A 16,751-nucleotide genomic window follows, 5' to 3' on the forward strand; every position below is an offset into this window, starting at 1 on the left:
CGGTCCGGTCAGGGGCGGGGGGCCTCCGGGAGCGGGGCGGGCTCGGGGGCGGTGGTGAGCCGGCGGCGGCGCCGGTGCTTGAGCAGCGCCCATGGGGCCCGGGCGCCGGTGACCTCCGTACCGGCCTGCTTCGTCGCCTCGGCCGCCGCCTGCGCCACCGGGAGCATGCCCTCGCTCCGGTCCGCGTCCAGCCGGTCGGTCTCCGGCCAGGCGCCGAGCGCCGCGCACAGGGTCGGCAGGACCGCCATGGCCGCCGTGGCGTACCCCTCGGCCGACGGGTGGTAGTTGTCGACCCCGAACATCTCCCGGGGGTTCGCCGCGAACTCCGGCCCCAGCAGATCGCCGAGCGACACCGTCCGGCCGCCCTGCTCCACCACCACGATGGTCTGGGCCGCCGCCAGCTGCCGGGAGGCCCGCCGGGCCAGCCACCGCAGCGGCTGGTAGACCGGCTCGATGGTGCCCAGATCGGGACAGGTGCCGACCACCACCTCGGCACCCGCCGTGCGCAGCCGCCGCACCGCCGTCGCCAGGCACCGCACGGACTCGGTGGCCGGCATGCGATGCGTCACATCGTTGGCGCCGATCATGATCACGCAGACGTCCGGAATCCGGACCGGATGCGTCAGCAGCAGGGTCACCTGACGCTCCAGATCGTCCGAGCGGGCCCCCGGAAGCGCCACGTTCCGCAGCTCGACCGGGCGCTCCGTCACCGCTGCGAGCCCCGAGGCCAGCAGCGCCCCGGGGGTCTGCCCGGACCGGCGCACACCCTGTCCGGCGGCGGTCGAGTCGCCCAGCAGGGCCAGGCGTACGGGCTCCGCAGGCCCGAAACCACGGCCGTACAGCCCGTCCGCGCAGGGCGGCAGCGGGGCCACCCCGCCGCCCACCGAACGCTTGGCCAGCTGCACCTCGGCCAGCACCACGCCCACCGCGGCGACCCCGACCAGGCCGAGGCCGCCGCCCCCGTACGCCGCGCCCGCGGCGATCCGCCGTGCCACCCTCGCCCTCGACATAGGGGCAGCCACCTCCTCGATCCCGTTCTAGAGCTAAGTGCCCCGTAAGCACCTCCGACTACGCATACGCTTGTTTGCACCATTACGGAGACCCCGGAGACTACGGTGCAATTCCACGACTCGATGATCAGCCTCGTCGGCAACACCCCGCTGGTGAAGCTCAACCATGTGACCGCGGGCATTCAGGCGACCGTCCTGGCCAAGGTCGAGTACTTCAACCCGGGTGGCTCGGTCAAGGACCGCATCGCCGTCCGCATGATCGAGGCGGCCGAGCAGAGCGGCGCCCTGAAGCCCGGCGGCACCATCGTCGAGCCGACCTCCGGCAACACCGGTGTCGGCCTGGCGATCGTGGCCCAGCAGAAGGGCTACAAGTGCGTCTTCGTCTGCCCTGACAAGGTGTCCACCGACAAGATCAACGTGCTGCGGGCCTATGGCGCCGAGGTCGTGGTCTGCCCCACCGCTGTCGACCCCGAGCACCCGGACTCGTACTACAACGTTTCCGACCGCCTGGTCCGGGAGATCCCGGGCGCGTGGAAGCCCGACCAGTACTCCAACCCGAACAACCCCCGTTCGCACTACGAGACCACCGGCCCCGAGCTCTGGGAGCAGACGGACGGCCGGATCACCCACTTCGTGGCGGGCGTCGGCACCGGCGGAACCATCTCGGGCACCGGCCGCTATCTGAAGGAGATCAGTGACGGCAAGGTCCGTGTCGTCGGCGCCGACCCCGAGGGCTCGGTCTACTCGGGCGGCTCCGGCCGTCCGTACCTGATCGAGGGCGTGGGCGAGGACTTCTGGCCGTCGGCCTACGACCCCGAGGTCACCGACGAGATCGTCGCCGTCTCGGACAAGGACGCGTTCCAGATGACCCGCCGGCTGGCCAAGGAGGAGGGTCTGCTGGTCGGCGGCTCCTGCGGCATGGCCGTGGTGGGCGCCCTGCGGGTGGCCAAGGAGCTGGGCCCGGACGATGTGGTGGTCGTGCTCCTTCCGGACAGCGGTCGCGGCTATCTCTCCAAGATTTTCAACGACGAGTGGATGGCCGACTACGGCTTCCTGGAGGACTCCGGCTCCTCCGCGAGCGTCGGTGACGTCCTCCGCCACAAGGAGGGCGACATCCCGAAGCTGGTGCACATGCACCCCGAGGAGACCGTCGGCCAGGCCATCGAGGTGCTCCGCGAGTACGGCGTCTCCCAGATGCCCATCGTCAAGCCGGGCGCCGGTCACCCGGACGTCATGGCCGCCGAGGTCATCGGCTCCGTGGTCGAGCGCGAGCTGCTGGACGCGCTCTTCGCCGGCCGTGCCTCCCTCGACGACCCGCTGGACAAGCACATGAGCGCGCCGCTCCCGCAGGTCGGCTCGGGCGAGCCGGTCGCCGACCTCATGGCGGTGCTCGGCACCGCCGACGCGGCGATCGTGCTGGTCGAGGGCAAGCCGACCGGTGTGGTCAGCCGCCAGGACCTGCTGGCCTTCCTGGCCCGGACCGCCAAGTAGGCACCGGGGGAGACCGGGCGGCCGGTGTTTCGCGCAAACGGTACGAGCACGTCACGTACCGGCAGCACCCGCTTAACACACCTCCTCCATCGTTGTATCCGTCGGCGCCAGGAACACCGGAGCGGCTCCCGGAACTCCTGACACGCCGCGGACGCGGACGGGCTCTGGCCCGGGACCGTGTCCCTCGCGGGGACCGCCGTCGTCCCGCCCCCCGGCAACGGGGGTGCGGCGGTCCCCGCGCAATCCTCTCCGCCCTTCCCCGGCCGTGCCCCCGGCGCCGGAGGCGCGGTCAGCCGGACTTCTCGTCGCCCCGGGAGCGGAACGGGAGGACGCCCCGGCAGGCGTGGGCGCCATTGACGGCGGCTATGCCGAGCCAGGTGACGATCAGACCCGGCAGACCGGCCTGGACCACGGCTATGGCGGTGAGCGGGACGGCCAGGATCATCATGGCGACGGCGAAACCGAAGCGCCGGCCGAAGTTCTCCCCGTCGGGGTGGGCCGGGCGGCCGCCACGGGCGGTCAGCAGCCGCTGCTCGGCGGCCTGACGCCGTACCCGGCGGTCGATCGCGGTGTCGATCCGCTCCTCGACCTTTTCGAGGAACGACTCGATCAGCGCCGACTCGTACTCGGTGCCCAGCTCGCGGCGGGCCCGCAGGGTGGCGTCGAGATCCTCGCGGAGATCGGTGGTGTCCGGGGCTTCCATGCACATCACGTTACGGATCCGGACACAGCGCGTCAGTAGGGCTAACCCCCGTCTTCGGCCGGGGGACGTCACCAGCCCCGCCCGGCCTCCGCCGCCCAGCCGCTGCCCCCCCGGCCCGGTCTCCCACGGCCGACCGCCCGGCCCGCCCCCCTGGGGCGACCGTCCGGCCTCCTCCGACCGCCCCGTCCCGCCGCCGACCGCCCGGCCCCCTCCGCCCCCCCCCGCCCTGCCGGAACCCCCCCGCCGCCGGGCACACCGGCCGGTCGCTCACACGGGGCGCAGCGCTTCCCTGGCGTCGGCTCCGCTGCGGACGTACAGACCGGGGGTGACGCCCAGCATCCGCTTGAAGTGCCGGTTGAAGTGGGACTGATCGTAGAAGCCGGCCGCGGTGGCGACGAGACGCGGTGCCATCCCGCCCAGCAGCAGCCGGCGGGTCAGGTCCACCCGGCGGCCGGTCAGGTACTGATGCGGTCCCATGCCGAACTCGCGGCTGAACACCCGGACCAGATGGGCCGGATGGACATGCAGGCGCTCGGAGGCGTCCTGCAGGCTGACACCCTCGACGTAGCGCTCGTCGAGCAGATCGCGCAGCCGGTACGCGATGCCGGAGTCCCGCGCCGGGGGGCGGTCCTCCACCCGCTTCCGCAGATGGTCCCGCAGCCGCTCGGACACCAGCGCCAGCCTGCTCTCCGCTTCCAGTTCGTCCCCCAGGTGCTCCAGCGCCACGTGCAGCTGGTGAACGCGACGGCGCAGCAGGGGGTCGTTCGTCACGGCATGGAGGACATCGCCGCGGCCGGCCCGGGCGCCGGTGACGGCGACTGGCCGAACCTCAGCCCCGGCAACCCCTCGCACATTCCCGAGATCGTGTCGGCCTGGCGGCGACTCACCCGGGAGGCACCGGACGAGCGGTTCGTGGAGGCCGGCGCCCACTACGGCCCCTCCCGTAGCAGCAGCGGCCTCGTCGAGGCACTGGTCGACTACTTCAACCTCACCTACGGCTGGTCGATCGGCCCCCGGAACGTGGTGGTGGGGCCCGGGAGCCAGATGCTGTCGTCCGTCGCGACCAGCCTCTTCACCGGCCCGGGCCCGGACGGCCGGATGCGCCCGGCGATTGTTCCAGGCAGTGGCCGAACGTGCCCTGATCACCCGTGACATCGACACTTGTCGATGTCACGGGTCGGGGTGTTGTGGTCCTCGGTGGCGATGGTGAGGTCGAGCCGCCGCACCCGCCGGCCGCTGCGCCGCAGCCGTCGAACGCCTGCGGACTGGTCACCTCGTGCAACAGATGCAGATCGATGAACAGCAGATCCGGCTCACCCTCCGCACGCCGCACCACATGCTCGTCCCAGACCTTCTCCGCGAGTGTCCTACCCATCGCTGCCCCTCCGGCCGGCGATCACTCCAGTCACGCCGCGACCGTAGGCGGAGCCCTCCCCGGGCCGTCCTTGATCGGTCCTCGCGGTGGATGGGACCCTGTCTCCGGGCCGGGCCCGAAGCGCCCGAACCGACCCCCTCGATCACCGTCGATGCATACACTTATGCAGAGTCATTGGCGGATGAATAAGAGGGAGAGGCGAAGGGGGACGGCATGAACGACAGTCCGGGCGGCCGGCTGCAGGCGCTCTTCGAGGGGCACCGGCTGACGCCCACGCAGCGGCGGATCGCCCACTGCATGGTGCGGCGCGCCGCCGATGTGCCGTTTCTGTCCAGCGTGGAGTTGGCCGATCTCGCCGGGGTGAGCCAGCCCTCGGTCACCCGCTTCGCGGTCGCCCTCGGCTTCGACGGCTACCCGGCGCTCCGCAAGCACCTCCGGGAGGTGGCGCCCGCCGGGCCGGCCGCCGGTGAGTCGGCCTTCAACGAGTACCAGCAGGCCGTGCTCGGGGAGATCGACAATCTGCGCCATCTCGCCGAGCTGCTCGCCGACCCGGGGCCGGTGGAGCGGGCCGGCCGGCTGCTCGCCGGGTCCCGGCCGCTGCCGGTGCTGGGGCTGCGCGCGGCCTCCTCGCAGGCGCGCGGCTTCGCGTACTTCGCGGCCAAGGTCCACCCGGACGTACGGCTGCTGGACGAGGGCGGCACCATGCTCACCGACCGGATCGACGCCGCCGTACGGGCCGGGGCGAGCGCCCTGCTGTGCTTCGCCCTGCCGCGCCACCCCCGGGAGGTGGTGGAGGCGCTGGCGTACGCGAGGGAGGCCGGGCTCACCGTGGTGACGGTGGCCGACTCGGCGTTCGCGCCCGTCGCCGCCCACAGCGACCTGCTCATTCCGGCGGCCGTCGGCACCGGGCTGGCCTTCGACACCGCCTGTGCCCCGATGCTGCTGGGCCGGGTGCTGCTGGAGGCGATATGCGACGAACTCCCTGACGCGCAAGCGCGGTTGGAAGAGTTCGACACGGCGGCGGCGGCACGCGGCCTCTTCGCGGAGTAGCCCCGGTGGGGCGCGGGGCGGCCGAGGGGCTCACGTGCCGCCGGCCCTGAACCGCCGGCCCTGAACCGCCGGGGCGCCGGATCGCCGGTCGGACCGGTGGCCGGACCTCCGGCCGGGGCTTCCGGGCGGACCTCCGGCCGGACCGGCGGCCGGGGCTCCGCTCAGATCTCCAGGTCCGCCTCGATCCTGCGCAGCTGGAGCCGGGCCATCGCCAGGTTGGCCCGGTTCTTGTCCAGGGCGAGATAGAGGAACAGCCCGTTGGCGCCCCGGCTCCGGAGCAGCCGGATCAGGTGGTACTGGGTGCCCAGGGTGATCAGGATGTCCTCGATCTCGTCCTGGATCCCGAGCATCTCCATGGTGCGCACCTTGGCCCGCACCACATCGGTGTTGCCCGCGGCGGCCACCGTCAGATCCAGGTCCTTGCCGCCGCCGACGGTGCCGAGGGCCATGCCGCTGGTGTAGTCGACCAGCGCGGCACCCAGGGCGCCGTCGATCAGTGTGGTGGCTTCCTTGAGGGCAGCTTCGGTGTTGGCCATGACGGTCGCACTTCCTTTTCGGGTTGGGATTCGTCCGGTACGAGAGCGTTCTCGACCAGTTCGCCGATGCGGGCGCTGGACCGGCGGGCTTCCAGATGCAGCCGGCCCACGTTGACGCGGGACTCCGCGAGCAGGGTGAGCACGGCCGAGCCGCCCGCCGCGTAGGTGGCGACATAGCCGTGCTCGCCGCGCACCAGCAGTTCGCGGAAGCCGCCCCGGCCGGTGGCGTCGGTGAGCCGCAGGGCGACGCCGAGGGCGGCTGCGGTCAGGGCCGCGATCCCCTCCGCGCCCTCGTCGACCGTGTCCTGGGCGAGCACCAGACCGTCGGCGCTCGCCGCGAGCGCCCCGGTCAGCTGGGGCACCCTGGCCCGCAGCCGTCTGAGTTCGGTGAGCACCTCGGTCTCGGCCGTCATCAGCAGTCTCCTCTCGGCACGCTGTCGCAGGGCACGCCTCATGACGGCCGAGTCGAGGCCCGGTGGATGGGACGGGTCGTCACAGGTGTGCCTCCAGGGCGTCACGGAGCCGGCGGAGCAGGGCGGTGTCGGGGTCGGACGCGATGTCCCCGACCCAGGCGGAGAGGGCCGGCCGGGTTTCCCGCACGGGTTCACCGGCGGGTTCACGGACGGTCAGGGGGTACGGCGCCGGGGCGGGCGGCCCGGGCTCCGGCGGGGTCCCGACCAGCCCGGCCGCCGCGAGGCGCCGCACGTCCAGCAGCGTGTGGAAGGCCGGCCGGCCCAGCGCCCAGGCGAGCCCGGCCGGGGTGCGCACCCCGTCGGCGGCCTCCAGCAGGGCGCGCTGGCGCAGCCCGGCCGTCTGGCCCGGGGCGGCCGGGCGCGGCACGACGGGCGCCGTGTCGACGGCCGGGTAGGGCCAGACACTGTCCAGCAGCTCCCGGCGGCGCAGGGTCTCCCGCTGCACGTCCAGCGCGGAGACCGGGCGCACCGGGGTGGTCCGGGGCACCGCGCCGTACCGGAAGCGGGCCGGCCGGCTCCCGGGGTGCAGGGCGAAGAAGGCGGCGTCGTACAGGGCGCCGAGCAGGCAGATCTCCAGCTCCCCGTCCCCGAGGCGGGCCCGGGGGCGCCGTCCGCCGCCGGTCAGCAGGATGTCGGGGCCCGGGGCGACCGGGCTCTCGGCGTGCACGATCCGGCCGTCGACCAGGTACAGGGTGCCGTGGTCCCGCAGCAGCGCCCCGGTGGCCCGCTCCCCGGCGAGCCGCAGCAGCATGGGGGAGACCACCCGGGTGCCGGCCCCGGCGGCGCGGGCGGCGCTCATGTCAGCACCAGCCGCTCGGCGAGTTCGCGGAGACGGAGGCGGGCCAGGGCCAGATTGCCGGTGGAGCGGTCCAGCCAGAGGTGGAGGAAGACGCTGCTCTCGAAGGTGGTCTCCACGAACCGGAGGACGTGGTAGCCGGTCCGGGTGGTGACGATGATGTCCTCGACGGGCGGCCCGGGCGGTGGCGCCGGGAGCCCGGAGGGCGGTGCGAAGCGCCCGGCGGCGCCCGGTGACGGAGGACCCCCGGCCGGACCCGGCGCCGCGCCACCGGGCACGAACCCGCCGGGCAGGGAGCCGCCGGGTATGGCCCCGCCGGGTATCGAGCCGCCCGGTATGGACCCGCCGGACAAGGACCCGCCCGGTATGGACCCGCCCGGCAGCGGCTGTCCGCCGGACGCGGACGCGGACGGGGGCGGGGGCGGGGACGGGGGCGGCGGGGCCGCCGGGGTGCCGGCCGGAGCCGCGGGCGGGTGCGGTGGCGGGAGAGGCAGCCCGGCCGGCGGCGTACCGCCGGAGTACGCGGGCCCTGGAGGCGTACCGGCCGAGTACCCGGGCTCCGGGGGCGTACCGCCCGAGGGCGCCGGACCACCGCTCCCGGTGCGGGAGGCGCCGGGGCCGGACCCGAGCCGGCCAGACCCCGAGCCGGTACCGGCCCCGCCGTCACCGGCACCGGACCCGAGCCCGGCGGGCCCGGCCGCACCAGAACCGGCACCGGACCCGAGCCCGGCGGGCCCGGCCGCACCCCCACCGGAACCGGCACCGGACCCGGGCGCGGATCCACCGAACCCCACCGCTCCGCCGAACCCCACCGCTCCGCCGGACCCGGCCGCTCCACCGAACCCCGCCGCCGACTCGGGCTGGACGAAGGATTCGTACTCGGCCGCCGCCCGGGCCAGCTCCGCCGTCTCGGCGGCGGTCGTCTCGTGGTCGCCCACCGGTGACTCGCCGGCCGTGCCGAGGGCGAGCCCGCTGGTCCAGTCGACGAGGGCCGCACCGCGTGCGCCCGGCAGGGCCATGGCTTCGCGCAGGCACTCGTCGATTCCGGGCACGCCGGCCACCCCTCCCTCAACCCGTGGTGCCCGTCCCGTGGTGCGGAACTTTCCCCGAGGCCCGGAACGCGCCTGTGAGCGAGACGCTACTCAACGTTTCCCAGACGAGGGGCAGTTCTGGCATTTTCCATGGGAACGTGCCCGAGATGAGTAGGGTCGCGCGAGGGCCGTCCGGCCGGGGCGGGGGCGGCCCGGAGGCCGTCCGGCGCCCCGGAGCGGGTTCAGTCCTCCTGCCGCACCCGCATCACCAGCCTGTTCACGCCCCAGAGCGCCACCCCGATCGCCACCAGGACGGCCGCGCGGATGTAGACGTCCGCCGAGCGCTCGGCGAGCGGACTGGCCAGAATCAGTGCGGTGACGGCGCCCAGGACCGGCAGCGCGGTCGGCGTCCGGAAGTGGTGGTGCGCCACCCGGTCCCGGCGCAGCACCAGCACGGCGACATTGACCACGGCGAAGACGCAGAGCAGCAGGAACGAGGTGGTGTCGCCCAGCCCCTCGATCTCGCCGGTGGAGACCAGCCCGATCGCCAGCAGGGTGACGAAGATGATGCCCGCCACCGGGGTGCGGCGCTTGGGCAGCACCCGTCCCATGGCACGCGGCAGGATGCGCTCGTTGGCCATGCCGTAGCAGAGCCGCGAGGCCATCATGATGTTGATGAGCGCGGAGTTGGTCACCGCGAAGAGCGCGATCAGCGCGAACAGCTTGGGCGGGAAGTCCAGCCCGCCCGCCTTGACGACCTCCAGCAGCGGGCCGCTGGACTTCGACAGGGTGCGGTGGTCCACCAGCAGCGACGAGACCAGGGCGACCAGTACGTAGATCACACCGGTGACGGCGACGCCGGTGAAGATGGCCCGGGGGAAGGTGCGCACCGGGTCCTGGGTCTCCTCGGCCATGTTGACCGAGTCCTCGAAGCCGACGAAGGCGAAGAAGCTGAGCGCGGTGGCCCCGAGCACGCCGGTGATCAGCGCGTATCCCGTACCGGAGCCCTCCAGGTCACCGAGCCGGGCGGTCTCCCCGTCACCGGAGAACACCGCCCAGGCGCCGATCGCCAGGATCACCAGCAGACCGGTCAGCTCGACCAGGGTGAGCACCACATTGGCCTTCACCGACTCCGAGACGCCCCGCAGATTGAGCGCGGCGAGGGCCACCACGAAGAGGATGGCGACCAGGGTGGGCGGCACGGAGTGGGTGAACTCCCCGAGATAGTCCCCGCTGAAGGCCCGGGCGGCGGCGCTGGCCGAGGAGAGCCCGGAGCACATCACCATGAAGGCGACGATGAAGGTGAAGAACGGCAGCTTGAACGCCTTCTGGGTGTAGAGCGCCGCCCCGGCCGCCTTCGGGTACTTGCCGACCAGCTCCACATAGGAGGCCGCCGTCAGGATCGCCACGAGGAAGCCGATCAGGAACGGCAGCCAGAGCGCCCCGCCGACCTTGCCGGCCACCTTGCCGGTGGTGGCGTAGATGCCGGTGCCGAGGATGTCGCCGATGACGAAGAGGATCAGCAGCTTGGGCCCGATGGCCCGCTTCAGCCCGGCTTCCTCGGTGGAACCGGATCCCGGTCCCGGGCCGGGGCCGGGATCCGGTTCCTGGGCGGGTGTGTCGGTCGTGTTCATCGGTGCCTCCCCCGGGAGCGGTGCGGTCGAGTCGGTCGAGTCGGTGATCAGGTCGGACGGATCGAGCGGATCGAGCTGATGGATCGGATGGATCGGATGGATCGAGCGGATGGACGAGTCGATGGAGCGGACGGACCGGGCGGGTCGGACGGACCGGGCGGGCCCGGTGCGTGGGTCGAGTGGGCGGCCGGAGCCGAACTCGCCGTACTGGGACGGACGATGAAGGGGTTCTGCCCGGTGCGCGCGGGGTGATGCCGCCCGGGGCACGGCGGCGCTCCCGCCGCCGGTGGGCGGGACGGGACGCCGCCTCGCACGGGGTGCCGCCTGTGGTGTGCCGCCCGCCGCGCGCCAGGTGTGCCGGCTGTGCCAGGGAAGAGTCTCCGCCCGCGGGCCCTCCCGCCGTGGCCCTCTTCCGGCGCGTCGGAAGGGCTCTGCTGTACGACTCCGCTCATCGGCCGTCCGGGCCCCGCGAAGTCCGTCGGGGCGCGGGGTCTTCCGGGGCCCGCATGCCTCCCGGGCCCCACCCACCCCCGGGCCCGGCCCGCCTGCCCGGCCCCGGGGGCTCAGCCGTCGAGCAGCGCGCCGGGGTCGTCGCCGCCGGCCTCCGCGACCAGGGTGGCCACGGTGCCGGGCGGGCGCACGGTGCCGAAGCGCGGCGCCCCGCCGTCCCGGGGGTCCTCGGTGTAGCCGTACACCCCGGGCCGCAACAGCGAGTTGTAGCCGTAGTGGTGGGCGAAGTAGTACGCGCCGGTGTCCAGCGCCGCCACCACGTCCCCGGGCTCCAGCGGCGGGAGCGCCCGGTTCACGGCCAGCAGGTCGCCGGCGAAACAGGCGGGGCCCGCCACGTCCTGGGCGACGGCGGGCCCCTCCTTGGGGCGGCCGTCGGCGTCGTACACCCGGATCCGCAGCGGCCAGGAGGCGGGGTCGTAAACCGTGCGGGTGGCCACCTGTACCCCGGCGTGGGTGACGGCGATGGGCCGGGCCCCGGAGGTCTTGGTGTACTCGACGCGGGCCAGCAGGGTGCCGTGCCGGGCCAGCAGGGAGCGGCCGAACTCGGTGACCAGCCGGTAGCGCCCGTCGAACAGCCCGGGGGCCTCGGTGGCCAGCAGCCGGGCGTACTCGGCGTGGGTCGGGGTGTCCTCGTCGGAGGCGAAGTTGACCGGCAGGCCGCCGCCGATGTCCACGGTGTCGACCTGCCGGCGCCCGGCGGCCCGGTTGATCTCCTCGGCCAGCTCGTACACCGCGCGCACCCCGGTCGCCATCAGGGCGAGCGGGACCCCCTGGGAGCCGGTGTGGAGGTGCAGCCGGGTGAGCCACGGACGGTCCAGAAAGGCGCGGACGACCCACTCCCTGGCCCCCTCGTCGCGCAGCGCGATGCCGAACTTGGCGGTGGGGGTGGCGGTGGAGAGGGCGTCGATGGTGCCGCCACCGATCTGCGGGTTGACCCGCAGCCCGAGCGGGGAGCGCGGGGCGGTGCCCGGTGCCCGGCCCATCAGGGCGTCGAGCCGGGCGAGTTCCTGCGGGTTGTCGGCGTTGACGGCGATGCCCAGGGCGAGCGCCTCGCGGAGTTCGGCGGGGGTCTTGGCGGGGGAGTCCAGCACGGTCAGCGCGGGCGGGACGCCGGCGGCCCGGGCGAGGGCCAGCTCTCCCGGGCTCGCCACCTCGGCGCCGAGCCCGGCGTCCCGGAGCAGCCGGAGCACCGGGACGAGCGGGCACGCCTTGACGGCGAAGGCGTGCAGTACGGGAGCCTCGGTGACCTGGGCGAAGGCGGCGCGCAGAGCGGCGGCCGAGGCGCGGATGCCGGCGGTGTCCAGGAGGCCGGCCACCGGCCGCTCCTCGGTGAGCAGCCCTCGCGCCACGGCCGCCCGCACGGCCCGGTCCCGGCGGCCGGTCACATCCCGGCCGGGCCGCACGGCCTGGTCGGGGGCGGTTCCCCGGTCCTCCCGGTCCCGGCGGCCCGGCGCGGACGGGTCGCGGTCGTCGCTGCCGGCCCGGTCGTGGTCCACGACCCGGGCGGGGTCGTCGTTCCCGGCGCGGTCGCGGTGGTCGCTCGTGGCGCGGTCCTCGCGGTGGGCAGCCATGCGTCCAGCCAACCATCCGCCCCCGGCCCCGGGCCAACCGTCCCCGCCTCTGGTCCACCGCGACCGGCCCCGGGCCAACCGTCCCCGCCTCTGGTCCACCGCGATCGGCCCCGGGCCAACCGTCCCCGCCCCGGGGCCGACCGCTGCCCGTCCGGCCGGGCGGCGCCACGAGCCCCGGCACCCCGTTGACTACATCTATTCACGCCGCCACTATGTGAATAACCAGTCTGCATGCCGTCTGTTCACCGAGGAGGCACCCCCATGTCAGGACCCCGCCCCGTACGGGCCCCGCGCGGTACGGAACTGAGCGCCCTGGGATGGCAGCAGGAGGCCGCCCTCCGGATGCTCCAGAACAATCTGGACCCGGAGGTGGCCGAGCACCCCGACAAGCTGGTGGTCTACGGCGGCACCGGCAAGGCGGCCCGCGACTGGCGCTCCTTCGACGCGATGGTCCGCACCCTCCGGACGCTCAAGCAGGACGAGACCATGCTCGTCCAGTCCGGGCGGCCGGTCGGTGTGATGCAGACCCACGAGTGGGCGCCCCGGGTCCTGATCGCCAACTCCAACCTGGTGGGCGACTGGGCGAACTGGGAGGAGTTCCGCCGCCTGGAGCAGCTCGGACTCACCATGTACGGGCAGATGACCGCCGGGTCCTGGATCTACATCGGCACCCAGGGCATCCTCCAGGGCACCTACGAGACCTTCGCCGCCGTGGCCGCCAAGAAGTTCGGCGGCACCCTGGCCGGCACCATCACCCTCACCGCCGGGCTCGGCGGCATGGGCGGCGCCCAGCCGCTGGCCGTCACCATGAACGACGGCGTGGCCATCTGTATCGACTGCGACCCGCGCGCCATCGAGCGCCGGATCGAGCACCGCTACCTGGACGTGCGGGCGGACTCGCTCGACCACGCCCTGGAGCTGGCCACCGAGGCGCGCGACCGCCGCAAGCCGCTCTCCATCGGCGTCCTGGGCAACGCCGCCGAGCTGGTGCCCGAGCTGCTCGCCCGGAACGCCCCGATCGACATCGTCACCGACCAGACCTCCGCCCACGACCCGCTCTCCTACCTCCCGCTCGGCGTCGCCTTCGACGAGATGGCCGCCTATGCCGCCGAGAAGCCCGCCGACTTCACCACCCGGGCCCGGGAGTCGATGGCCCGGCACGTGGAGGCGATGGTCGGCTTCCAGGACGCGGGCGCCGAGGTGTTCGACTACGGCAACTCCATCCGGGGCGAGGCCAAGCTCGCCGGCTACGACCGGGCCTTCGCCTTCCCCGGCTTCGTCCCCGCCTACATCCGACCGCTGTTCTGCGAGGGCAAGGGCCCGTTCCGCTGGGCGGCGCTCTCCGGCGAGGCGTCCGACATCCACAAGACCGACCGGGCGATGCTCGACCTCTTCCCGGAGAACGAGTCGCTGCGCCGCTGGATCACCATGGCCGGTGAGCGGGTCCACTTCCAGGGCCTGCCCGCCCGGATCTGCTGGCTCGGCTACGGCGAGCGCGACCGGGCCGGCGAGCGGTTCAACGACATGGTCGCCTCCGGAGAGCTCCAGGCCCCGCTGGCCATCGGCCGCGACCACCTGGACTGCGGCTCGGTCGCCTCGCCGTACCGGGAGACCGAGGCCATGCTCGACGGCTCCGACGCCATCGCGGACTGGCCGCTGCTCAACGCCATGGTCAATGTCGCCTCCGGTGCCTCCTGGGTCTCCCTCCACCACGGCGGCGGCGTCGGCATGGGCCGCTCCATCCACGCCGGACAGGTCACCGTCGCCGACGGCACCGCGCTGGCCGGCGAGAAGATCCGCCGGGTGCTCACCAACGACCCGGGCATGGGCGTCATCCGGCACGTGGACGCCGGGTACGACATCGCCGAGGAGGTCGCCGGCGAGCGCGGCGTCCGTGTCCCCATGCGCGAGGGCGACGAGGGCGCGGAGGGTGCCGGGAGCGCCGGGACGGGCGAGGGTGCTTTCGCGGCCGGCCGGCGGGAGGGTGATGGGGCGTGACCGCCTCCTTCCACGAGATGTGGCGGCAGCTGGCGCCGGTCGGCCGCCATCCGGACAGCGGCGGCTACCGCCGCCACGCCTGGACCGGCGCCGACGCCGACTGCCGCACCTGGTTCCAGGAACAGGCCGAGGCGCGCGGCCTCCACTACGAGACCGACCGCAACGGCAACCAGTGGGCCTGGCTCGGTGACCCCCTGGCCGGGGGCGCCGTGGTCACCGGCTCCCATCTGGACTCGGTGCCCGACGGGGGAGCCTTCGACGGGCCGCTCGGCGTCGTCTCCTCCTTCGCCGCCCTGGACGAACTCCGCGCCCGGGGGGCGGAGTTCACCCGGCCGCTGGCCATCACCAACTTCGGGGACGAGGAGGGCGCCCGGTTCGGCCTCGCCTGTGTCGGCTCCCGGCTCGCCGCCGGACAGCTGACCAGGGAGGCCGCGTACGAGCTGCGCGACGGCGACGGGATCACCCTGCCGCAGGCCATGGAGGCCGCCGGGTACGACCCCGCCGCCATCGGCCCGGACCCCGAACGCCTCGCCCGGATCGACGCGTTCGTGGAGCTGCACGTCGAACAGGGCCGGGCCCTGGACCTGACCGGGGACCCGGTGGGCGTCGCCTCCGCCATCTGGCCGCACGGCCGCTGGCGGTACGACTTCCGGGGCGAGGCCAACCACGCCGGAACCACCCGGCTGGTGGACCGGCGCGACCCCATGCCGACGTACGCCGAGACGGTGCTCGCCGCCCGCCGCGCGGCCGAACTCGCGGGCGCCGTCGCCACCTTCGGCAAGATCGCGGTCGAGCCCAACGGGGTCAACGCCATCCCGTCGCTGGTGCGCGGCTGGCTGGACTCGCGCGCCGCCGACCAGGCCACCCTGGACACCGTGACCGCCGCCGTGGAGTCGGCCGCCGCCGAGGCGGCCGCCCGGCACGGCGTGGACCTCACCGTGGTCCGGGAGTCCTTCACCCCGGTCGTGGAGTTCGACCACGCCCTCCGGGACGAGCTGGGCAAACTCCTCGGCGGCCGGGTGCCGGTCCTGGGCACCGGCGCCGGACACGACGCCGGTATCCTCTCCGCCGCCGTCCCCACCGCCATGCTGTTCGTGCGCAACCCCACCGGGGTCTCGCACTCCCCGGCCGAACGGGCCGAGGAGGACGACTGCGTGGCCGGGGTCCGGGCGCTCGCCGACGTACTGGAGGGACTCGCGTGCCGGTGACGACGTACTGGCTGGAACACGCCTGGCTCGACCCGGTGGTGGAGCCGGGCGTCGCCCTGGAGGTGACGGACGGCCGGATCACCGCCGTCCGCACCGGCACCGGGACCCCGCCGCCCGGTGCCACCGTGCTGCGCGGACTGACGATCCCGGGCCTCGCCAACGCCCACAGCCACGCCTTCCACCGGGCGCTGCGCGGCTCCGTCCAGGTCGGCTCCGGCACCTTCTGGACCTGGCGCGACACCATGTACCGGACCGCCGCCCGGCTCACCCCGGACAGCTACCACGCCCTGGCCCTGGCGGTCTACGCGGAGATGGCACTCGCCGGGATCACCGCGGTGGGGGAGTTCCACTACCTCCACCACAACCCCGGCGGCATCCCCTACGCCGACCCCAACGCCATGGGCGAGGCACTGATCGCGGCGGCCGGCGAGGCCGGCATCCGGATCACCCTGCTGGACACCGCCTACCTCTCGGCCGGCTTCGGTGAACCGCCCAGCCGCCACCAGCGGCGCTTCTCCGACGGCACGGCCGACGCCTGGGCCGAACGCGCCGCCGGGCTCAAGGAACGCGAGGGCGTACGGATCGGCGCGGCCGTCCACTCGGTGCGCGCCGTCCCCGCCGACCAGCTGGCCACCGTCGCCCAGTGGGCCCAAGAGCGCGGGGCGCCGCTGCATGTCCATCTCTCCGAGCAGACGGCCGAGAACGACGCCTGCCGCGCCGCCCACGGCCGCACCCCCACCCGGCTCCTCGCCGACCACGGGGTGCTCGGCCCGGACACCACCGGCGTCCACAACACCCACCTCACCGGCGAGGACATCGAGCTGCTCGGCGGCTCGTCCACCGGCACCTGCATGTGCCCCACCACCGAACGGGACCTCGCGGACGGCATCGGCCCGGCCGTCGCCCTCCAGCGGGCCGGCTCCCCGCTCTCGCTGGGCAGCGACAGCCACGCCGTGATCGACCTGCTGGAGGAGGCCCGGGCGCTGGAGCTGGACGAACGGCTCCGCTCCCGCACCCGCGGCCACTGGACGGCCGCCGCGCTGCTCCGCGCCGCCACCGCCGGCGGCCACGCCGCGCTGGGCGTGCCGGACGCGGGCCGGCTGGAGCCGGGCGCCCGGGCGGACTTCGCCACGATCGCCCTGGACACCGTCAGGACAGCGGGGCCACCCGCGCGTCTGGCAGCCGAGACGGCGGTATTCGCCGGGTCCGCGGCGGATGTGCGCCATACGGTCGTGGCCGGGCGCCATGTCGTACGGGACGGGGTCCACGACCGGGTCCCGGACGTGCCCCGGGCCCTGGCGGAGTCGATCGCCGCACTGCGCGACTGACCGGGGCCCCGGCCCCACCGCCCCACCCGGGGTCGGC

Annotated in this window: 13 protein-coding genes and 4 pseudogenes; 6 read left to right on the top strand and 11 right to left on the bottom strand. The window is 74.2% G+C overall.

Annotated features, from left to right (window positions below):
* Positions 1–8: 8 nt before the first annotated feature.
* On the bottom strand, positions 9–1,010 hold the full coding sequence (locus NX801_RS19895; protein ID WP_258789145.1) for an SGNH/GDSL hydrolase family protein: 1,002 nt from the start codon (positions 1,008–1,010) through the stop codon (positions 9–11).
* Between the two features lie 105 nt (positions 1,011–1,115).
* Here NX801_RS19895 and NX801_RS19900 point away from each other — a divergent pair, with 105 nt between their 5' ends.
* On the top strand, positions 1,116–2,501 hold the full coding sequence (locus NX801_RS19900; protein ID WP_258789146.1) for a cystathionine beta-synthase: 1,386 nt from the start codon (positions 1,116–1,118) through the stop codon (positions 2,499–2,501).
* 289 nt (positions 2,502–2,790) lie between these two features.
* On the opposite strand, the gene NX801_RS19905 is transcribed toward NX801_RS19900, so the two are convergent.
* Positions 2,791–3,204, bottom strand: a complete 414-nt coding sequence (locus NX801_RS19905; RefSeq protein ID WP_258789147.1) for a hypothetical protein — start codon at positions 3,202–3,204, stop codon at positions 2,791–2,793.
* Between the two features lie 267 nt (positions 3,205–3,471).
* A pseudogene (locus tag NX801_RS19910) lies at positions 3,472–3,975 on the bottom strand (helix-turn-helix transcriptional regulator); the annotation flags it as partial.
* A 3-nt stretch (positions 3,976–3,978) separates the two neighbouring features.
* Between NX801_RS19910 and NX801_RS19915 the strand changes: the two are divergent.
* Positions 3,979–4,356, top strand: coding sequence for a hypothetical protein (locus tag NX801_RS19915; RefSeq protein WP_258789148.1), 378 nt, complete (start codon positions 3,979–3,981; stop codon positions 4,354–4,356).
* 8 nt (positions 4,357–4,364) lie between these two features.
* Here NX801_RS19915 and NX801_RS19920 read toward each other — a convergent pair.
* Positions 4,365–4,579 (bottom strand): annotated as a pseudogene (locus NX801_RS19920) (aconitase family protein); the annotation flags it as partial.
* Between the two features lie 213 nt (positions 4,580–4,792).
* Here NX801_RS19920 and NX801_RS19925 point away from each other — a divergent pair.
* Complete coding sequence (locus tag NX801_RS19925) at positions 4,793–5,629, top strand: MurR/RpiR family transcriptional regulator (protein WP_258789149.1); 837 nt, start codon at positions 4,793–4,795, stop codon at positions 5,627–5,629.
* Between the two features lie 161 nt (positions 5,630–5,790).
* Here NX801_RS19925 and NX801_RS19930 read toward each other — a convergent pair whose 3' ends face one another.
* The 7 genes and pseudogenes from NX801_RS19930 to NX801_RS19955 form a co-directional block, all read right to left on the bottom strand.
* Positions 5,791–6,165, bottom strand: a complete 375-nt coding sequence (locus NX801_RS19930; RefSeq protein ID WP_258789150.1) for a hypothetical protein — start codon at positions 6,163–6,165, stop codon at positions 5,791–5,793.
* On the bottom strand, positions 6,123–6,578 hold the full coding sequence (locus tag NX801_RS19935) for a roadblock/LC7 domain-containing protein (RefSeq protein WP_258789152.1): 456 nt from the start codon (positions 6,576–6,578) through the stop codon (positions 6,123–6,125). The genes NX801_RS19930 and NX801_RS19935 overlap by 43 nt, the downstream gene beginning before the upstream one ends.
* 79 nt (positions 6,579–6,657) lie before the next feature.
* The gene (locus tag NX801_RS19940) at positions 6,658–7,437 is read right to left on the bottom strand and encodes a transcriptional regulator (RefSeq protein WP_258789153.1); all 780 of its coding nucleotides are present in this window, start codon (positions 7,435–7,437) and stop codon (positions 6,658–6,660) included.
* Positions 7,434–7,622, bottom strand: a pseudogene (locus NX801_RS31035) (hypothetical protein); the annotation flags it as partial. The pseudogene NX801_RS31035 and the gene NX801_RS19940, both read right to left, overlap by 4 nt.
* A gap of 654 nt (positions 7,623–8,276) precedes the next feature.
* Positions 8,277–8,486, bottom strand: a pseudogene (locus NX801_RS19945) (roadblock/LC7 domain-containing protein); the annotation flags it as partial.
* A 221-nt stretch (positions 8,487–8,707) separates the two neighbouring features.
* Positions 8,708–10,099 carry an APC family permease gene (locus NX801_RS19950; protein WP_258789155.1) on the bottom strand — a complete coding sequence of 464 codons (1,392 nt, stop codon included), beginning with the start codon at positions 10,097–10,099 and terminating at the stop codon, positions 8,708–8,710.
* A gap of 563 nt (positions 10,100–10,662) precedes the next feature.
* Positions 10,663–12,180: a type III PLP-dependent enzyme domain-containing protein gene (locus tag NX801_RS19955; RefSeq protein WP_258789156.1), complete on the bottom strand. Its 1,518-nt coding sequence runs from the start codon at positions 12,178–12,180 to the stop codon at positions 10,663–10,665.
* 261 nt (positions 12,181–12,441) lie between these two features.
* Here NX801_RS19955 and hutU point away from each other — a divergent pair, with 261 nt between their 5' ends.
* Genes hutU through NX801_RS19970 form a run of 3 tightly spaced genes read left to right on the top strand, consistent with a single transcriptional unit; the run spans position 12,442 to position 16,714 of the window.
* Positions 12,442–14,178, top strand: a complete 1,737-nt coding sequence (gene hutU / locus NX801_RS19960; RefSeq protein WP_258789157.1) for a urocanate hydratase — start codon at positions 12,442–12,444, stop codon at positions 14,176–14,178.
* Positions 14,179–14,195: 17 nt separating this feature from the next.
* Positions 14,196–15,386 (top strand): allantoate amidohydrolase, encoded by a 1,191-nt coding sequence (locus NX801_RS19965; protein WP_258789196.1) that lies wholly within the window; start codon positions 14,196–14,198, stop codon positions 15,384–15,386.
* Entirely contained in the window at positions 15,377–16,714 is a 1,338-nt protein-coding gene (locus tag NX801_RS19970) for a formimidoylglutamate deiminase (RefSeq protein ID WP_258789158.1), read from the top strand. The genes NX801_RS19965 and NX801_RS19970 overlap by 10 nt, the downstream gene beginning before the upstream one ends.
* Positions 16,715–16,751 lie beyond the last annotated feature (37 nt).

Source organism: Streptomyces pyxinae (assembly GCF_024756275.1).
GTDB lineage: Bacteria > Actinomycetota > Actinomycetes > Streptomycetales > Streptomycetaceae > Streptomyces > Streptomyces pyxinae.

What these genes read in the sequence shown, in the direction of transcription:
- NX801_RS19895 (WP_258789145.1), bottom strand. Translation starts at nt 1,010, where the DNA reads ATGTCGAGGGCGAGGGTGGCACGGCGGATCGCCGCGGGCGCGGCGTAC.
- NX801_RS19905 (WP_258789147.1), bottom strand. Translation starts at nt 3,204, where the DNA reads ATGGAAGCCCCGGACACCACCGATCTCCGCGAGGATCTCGACGCCACC.
- NX801_RS19915 (WP_258789148.1), top strand. Translation starts at nt 3,979, where the DNA reads ATGGAGGACATCGCCGCGGCCGGCCCGGGCGCCGGTGACGGCGACTGG.
- NX801_RS19925 (WP_258789149.1), top strand. Translation starts at nt 4,793, where the DNA reads ATGAACGACAGTCCGGGCGGCCGGCTGCAGGCGCTCTTCGAGGGGCAC.
- NX801_RS19930 (WP_258789150.1), bottom strand. Translation starts at nt 6,165, where the DNA reads ATGGCCAACACCGAAGCTGCCCTCAAGGAAGCCACCACACTGATCGAC.
- NX801_RS19935 (WP_258789152.1), bottom strand. Translation starts at nt 6,578, where the DNA reads ATGACGGCCGAGACCGAGGTGCTCACCGAACTCAGACGGCTGCGGGCC.
- NX801_RS19940 (WP_258789153.1), bottom strand. Translation starts at nt 7,437, where the DNA reads ATGAGCGCCGCCCGCGCCGCCGGGGCCGGCACCCGGGTGGTCTCCCCC.
- NX801_RS19950 (WP_258789155.1), bottom strand. Translation starts at nt 10,099, where the DNA reads ATGAACACGACCGACACACCCGCCCAGGAACCGGATCCCGGCCCCGGC.
- NX801_RS19955 (WP_258789156.1), bottom strand. Translation starts at nt 12,180, where the DNA reads ATGGCTGCCCACCGCGAGGACCGCGCCACGAGCGACCACCGCGACCGC.
- hutU (WP_258789157.1), top strand. Translation starts at nt 12,442, where the DNA reads ATGTCAGGACCCCGCCCCGTACGGGCCCCGCGCGGTACGGAACTGAGC.
- NX801_RS19965 (WP_258789196.1), top strand. Translation starts at nt 14,196, where the DNA reads ATGTGGCGGCAGCTGGCGCCGGTCGGCCGCCATCCGGACAGCGGCGGC.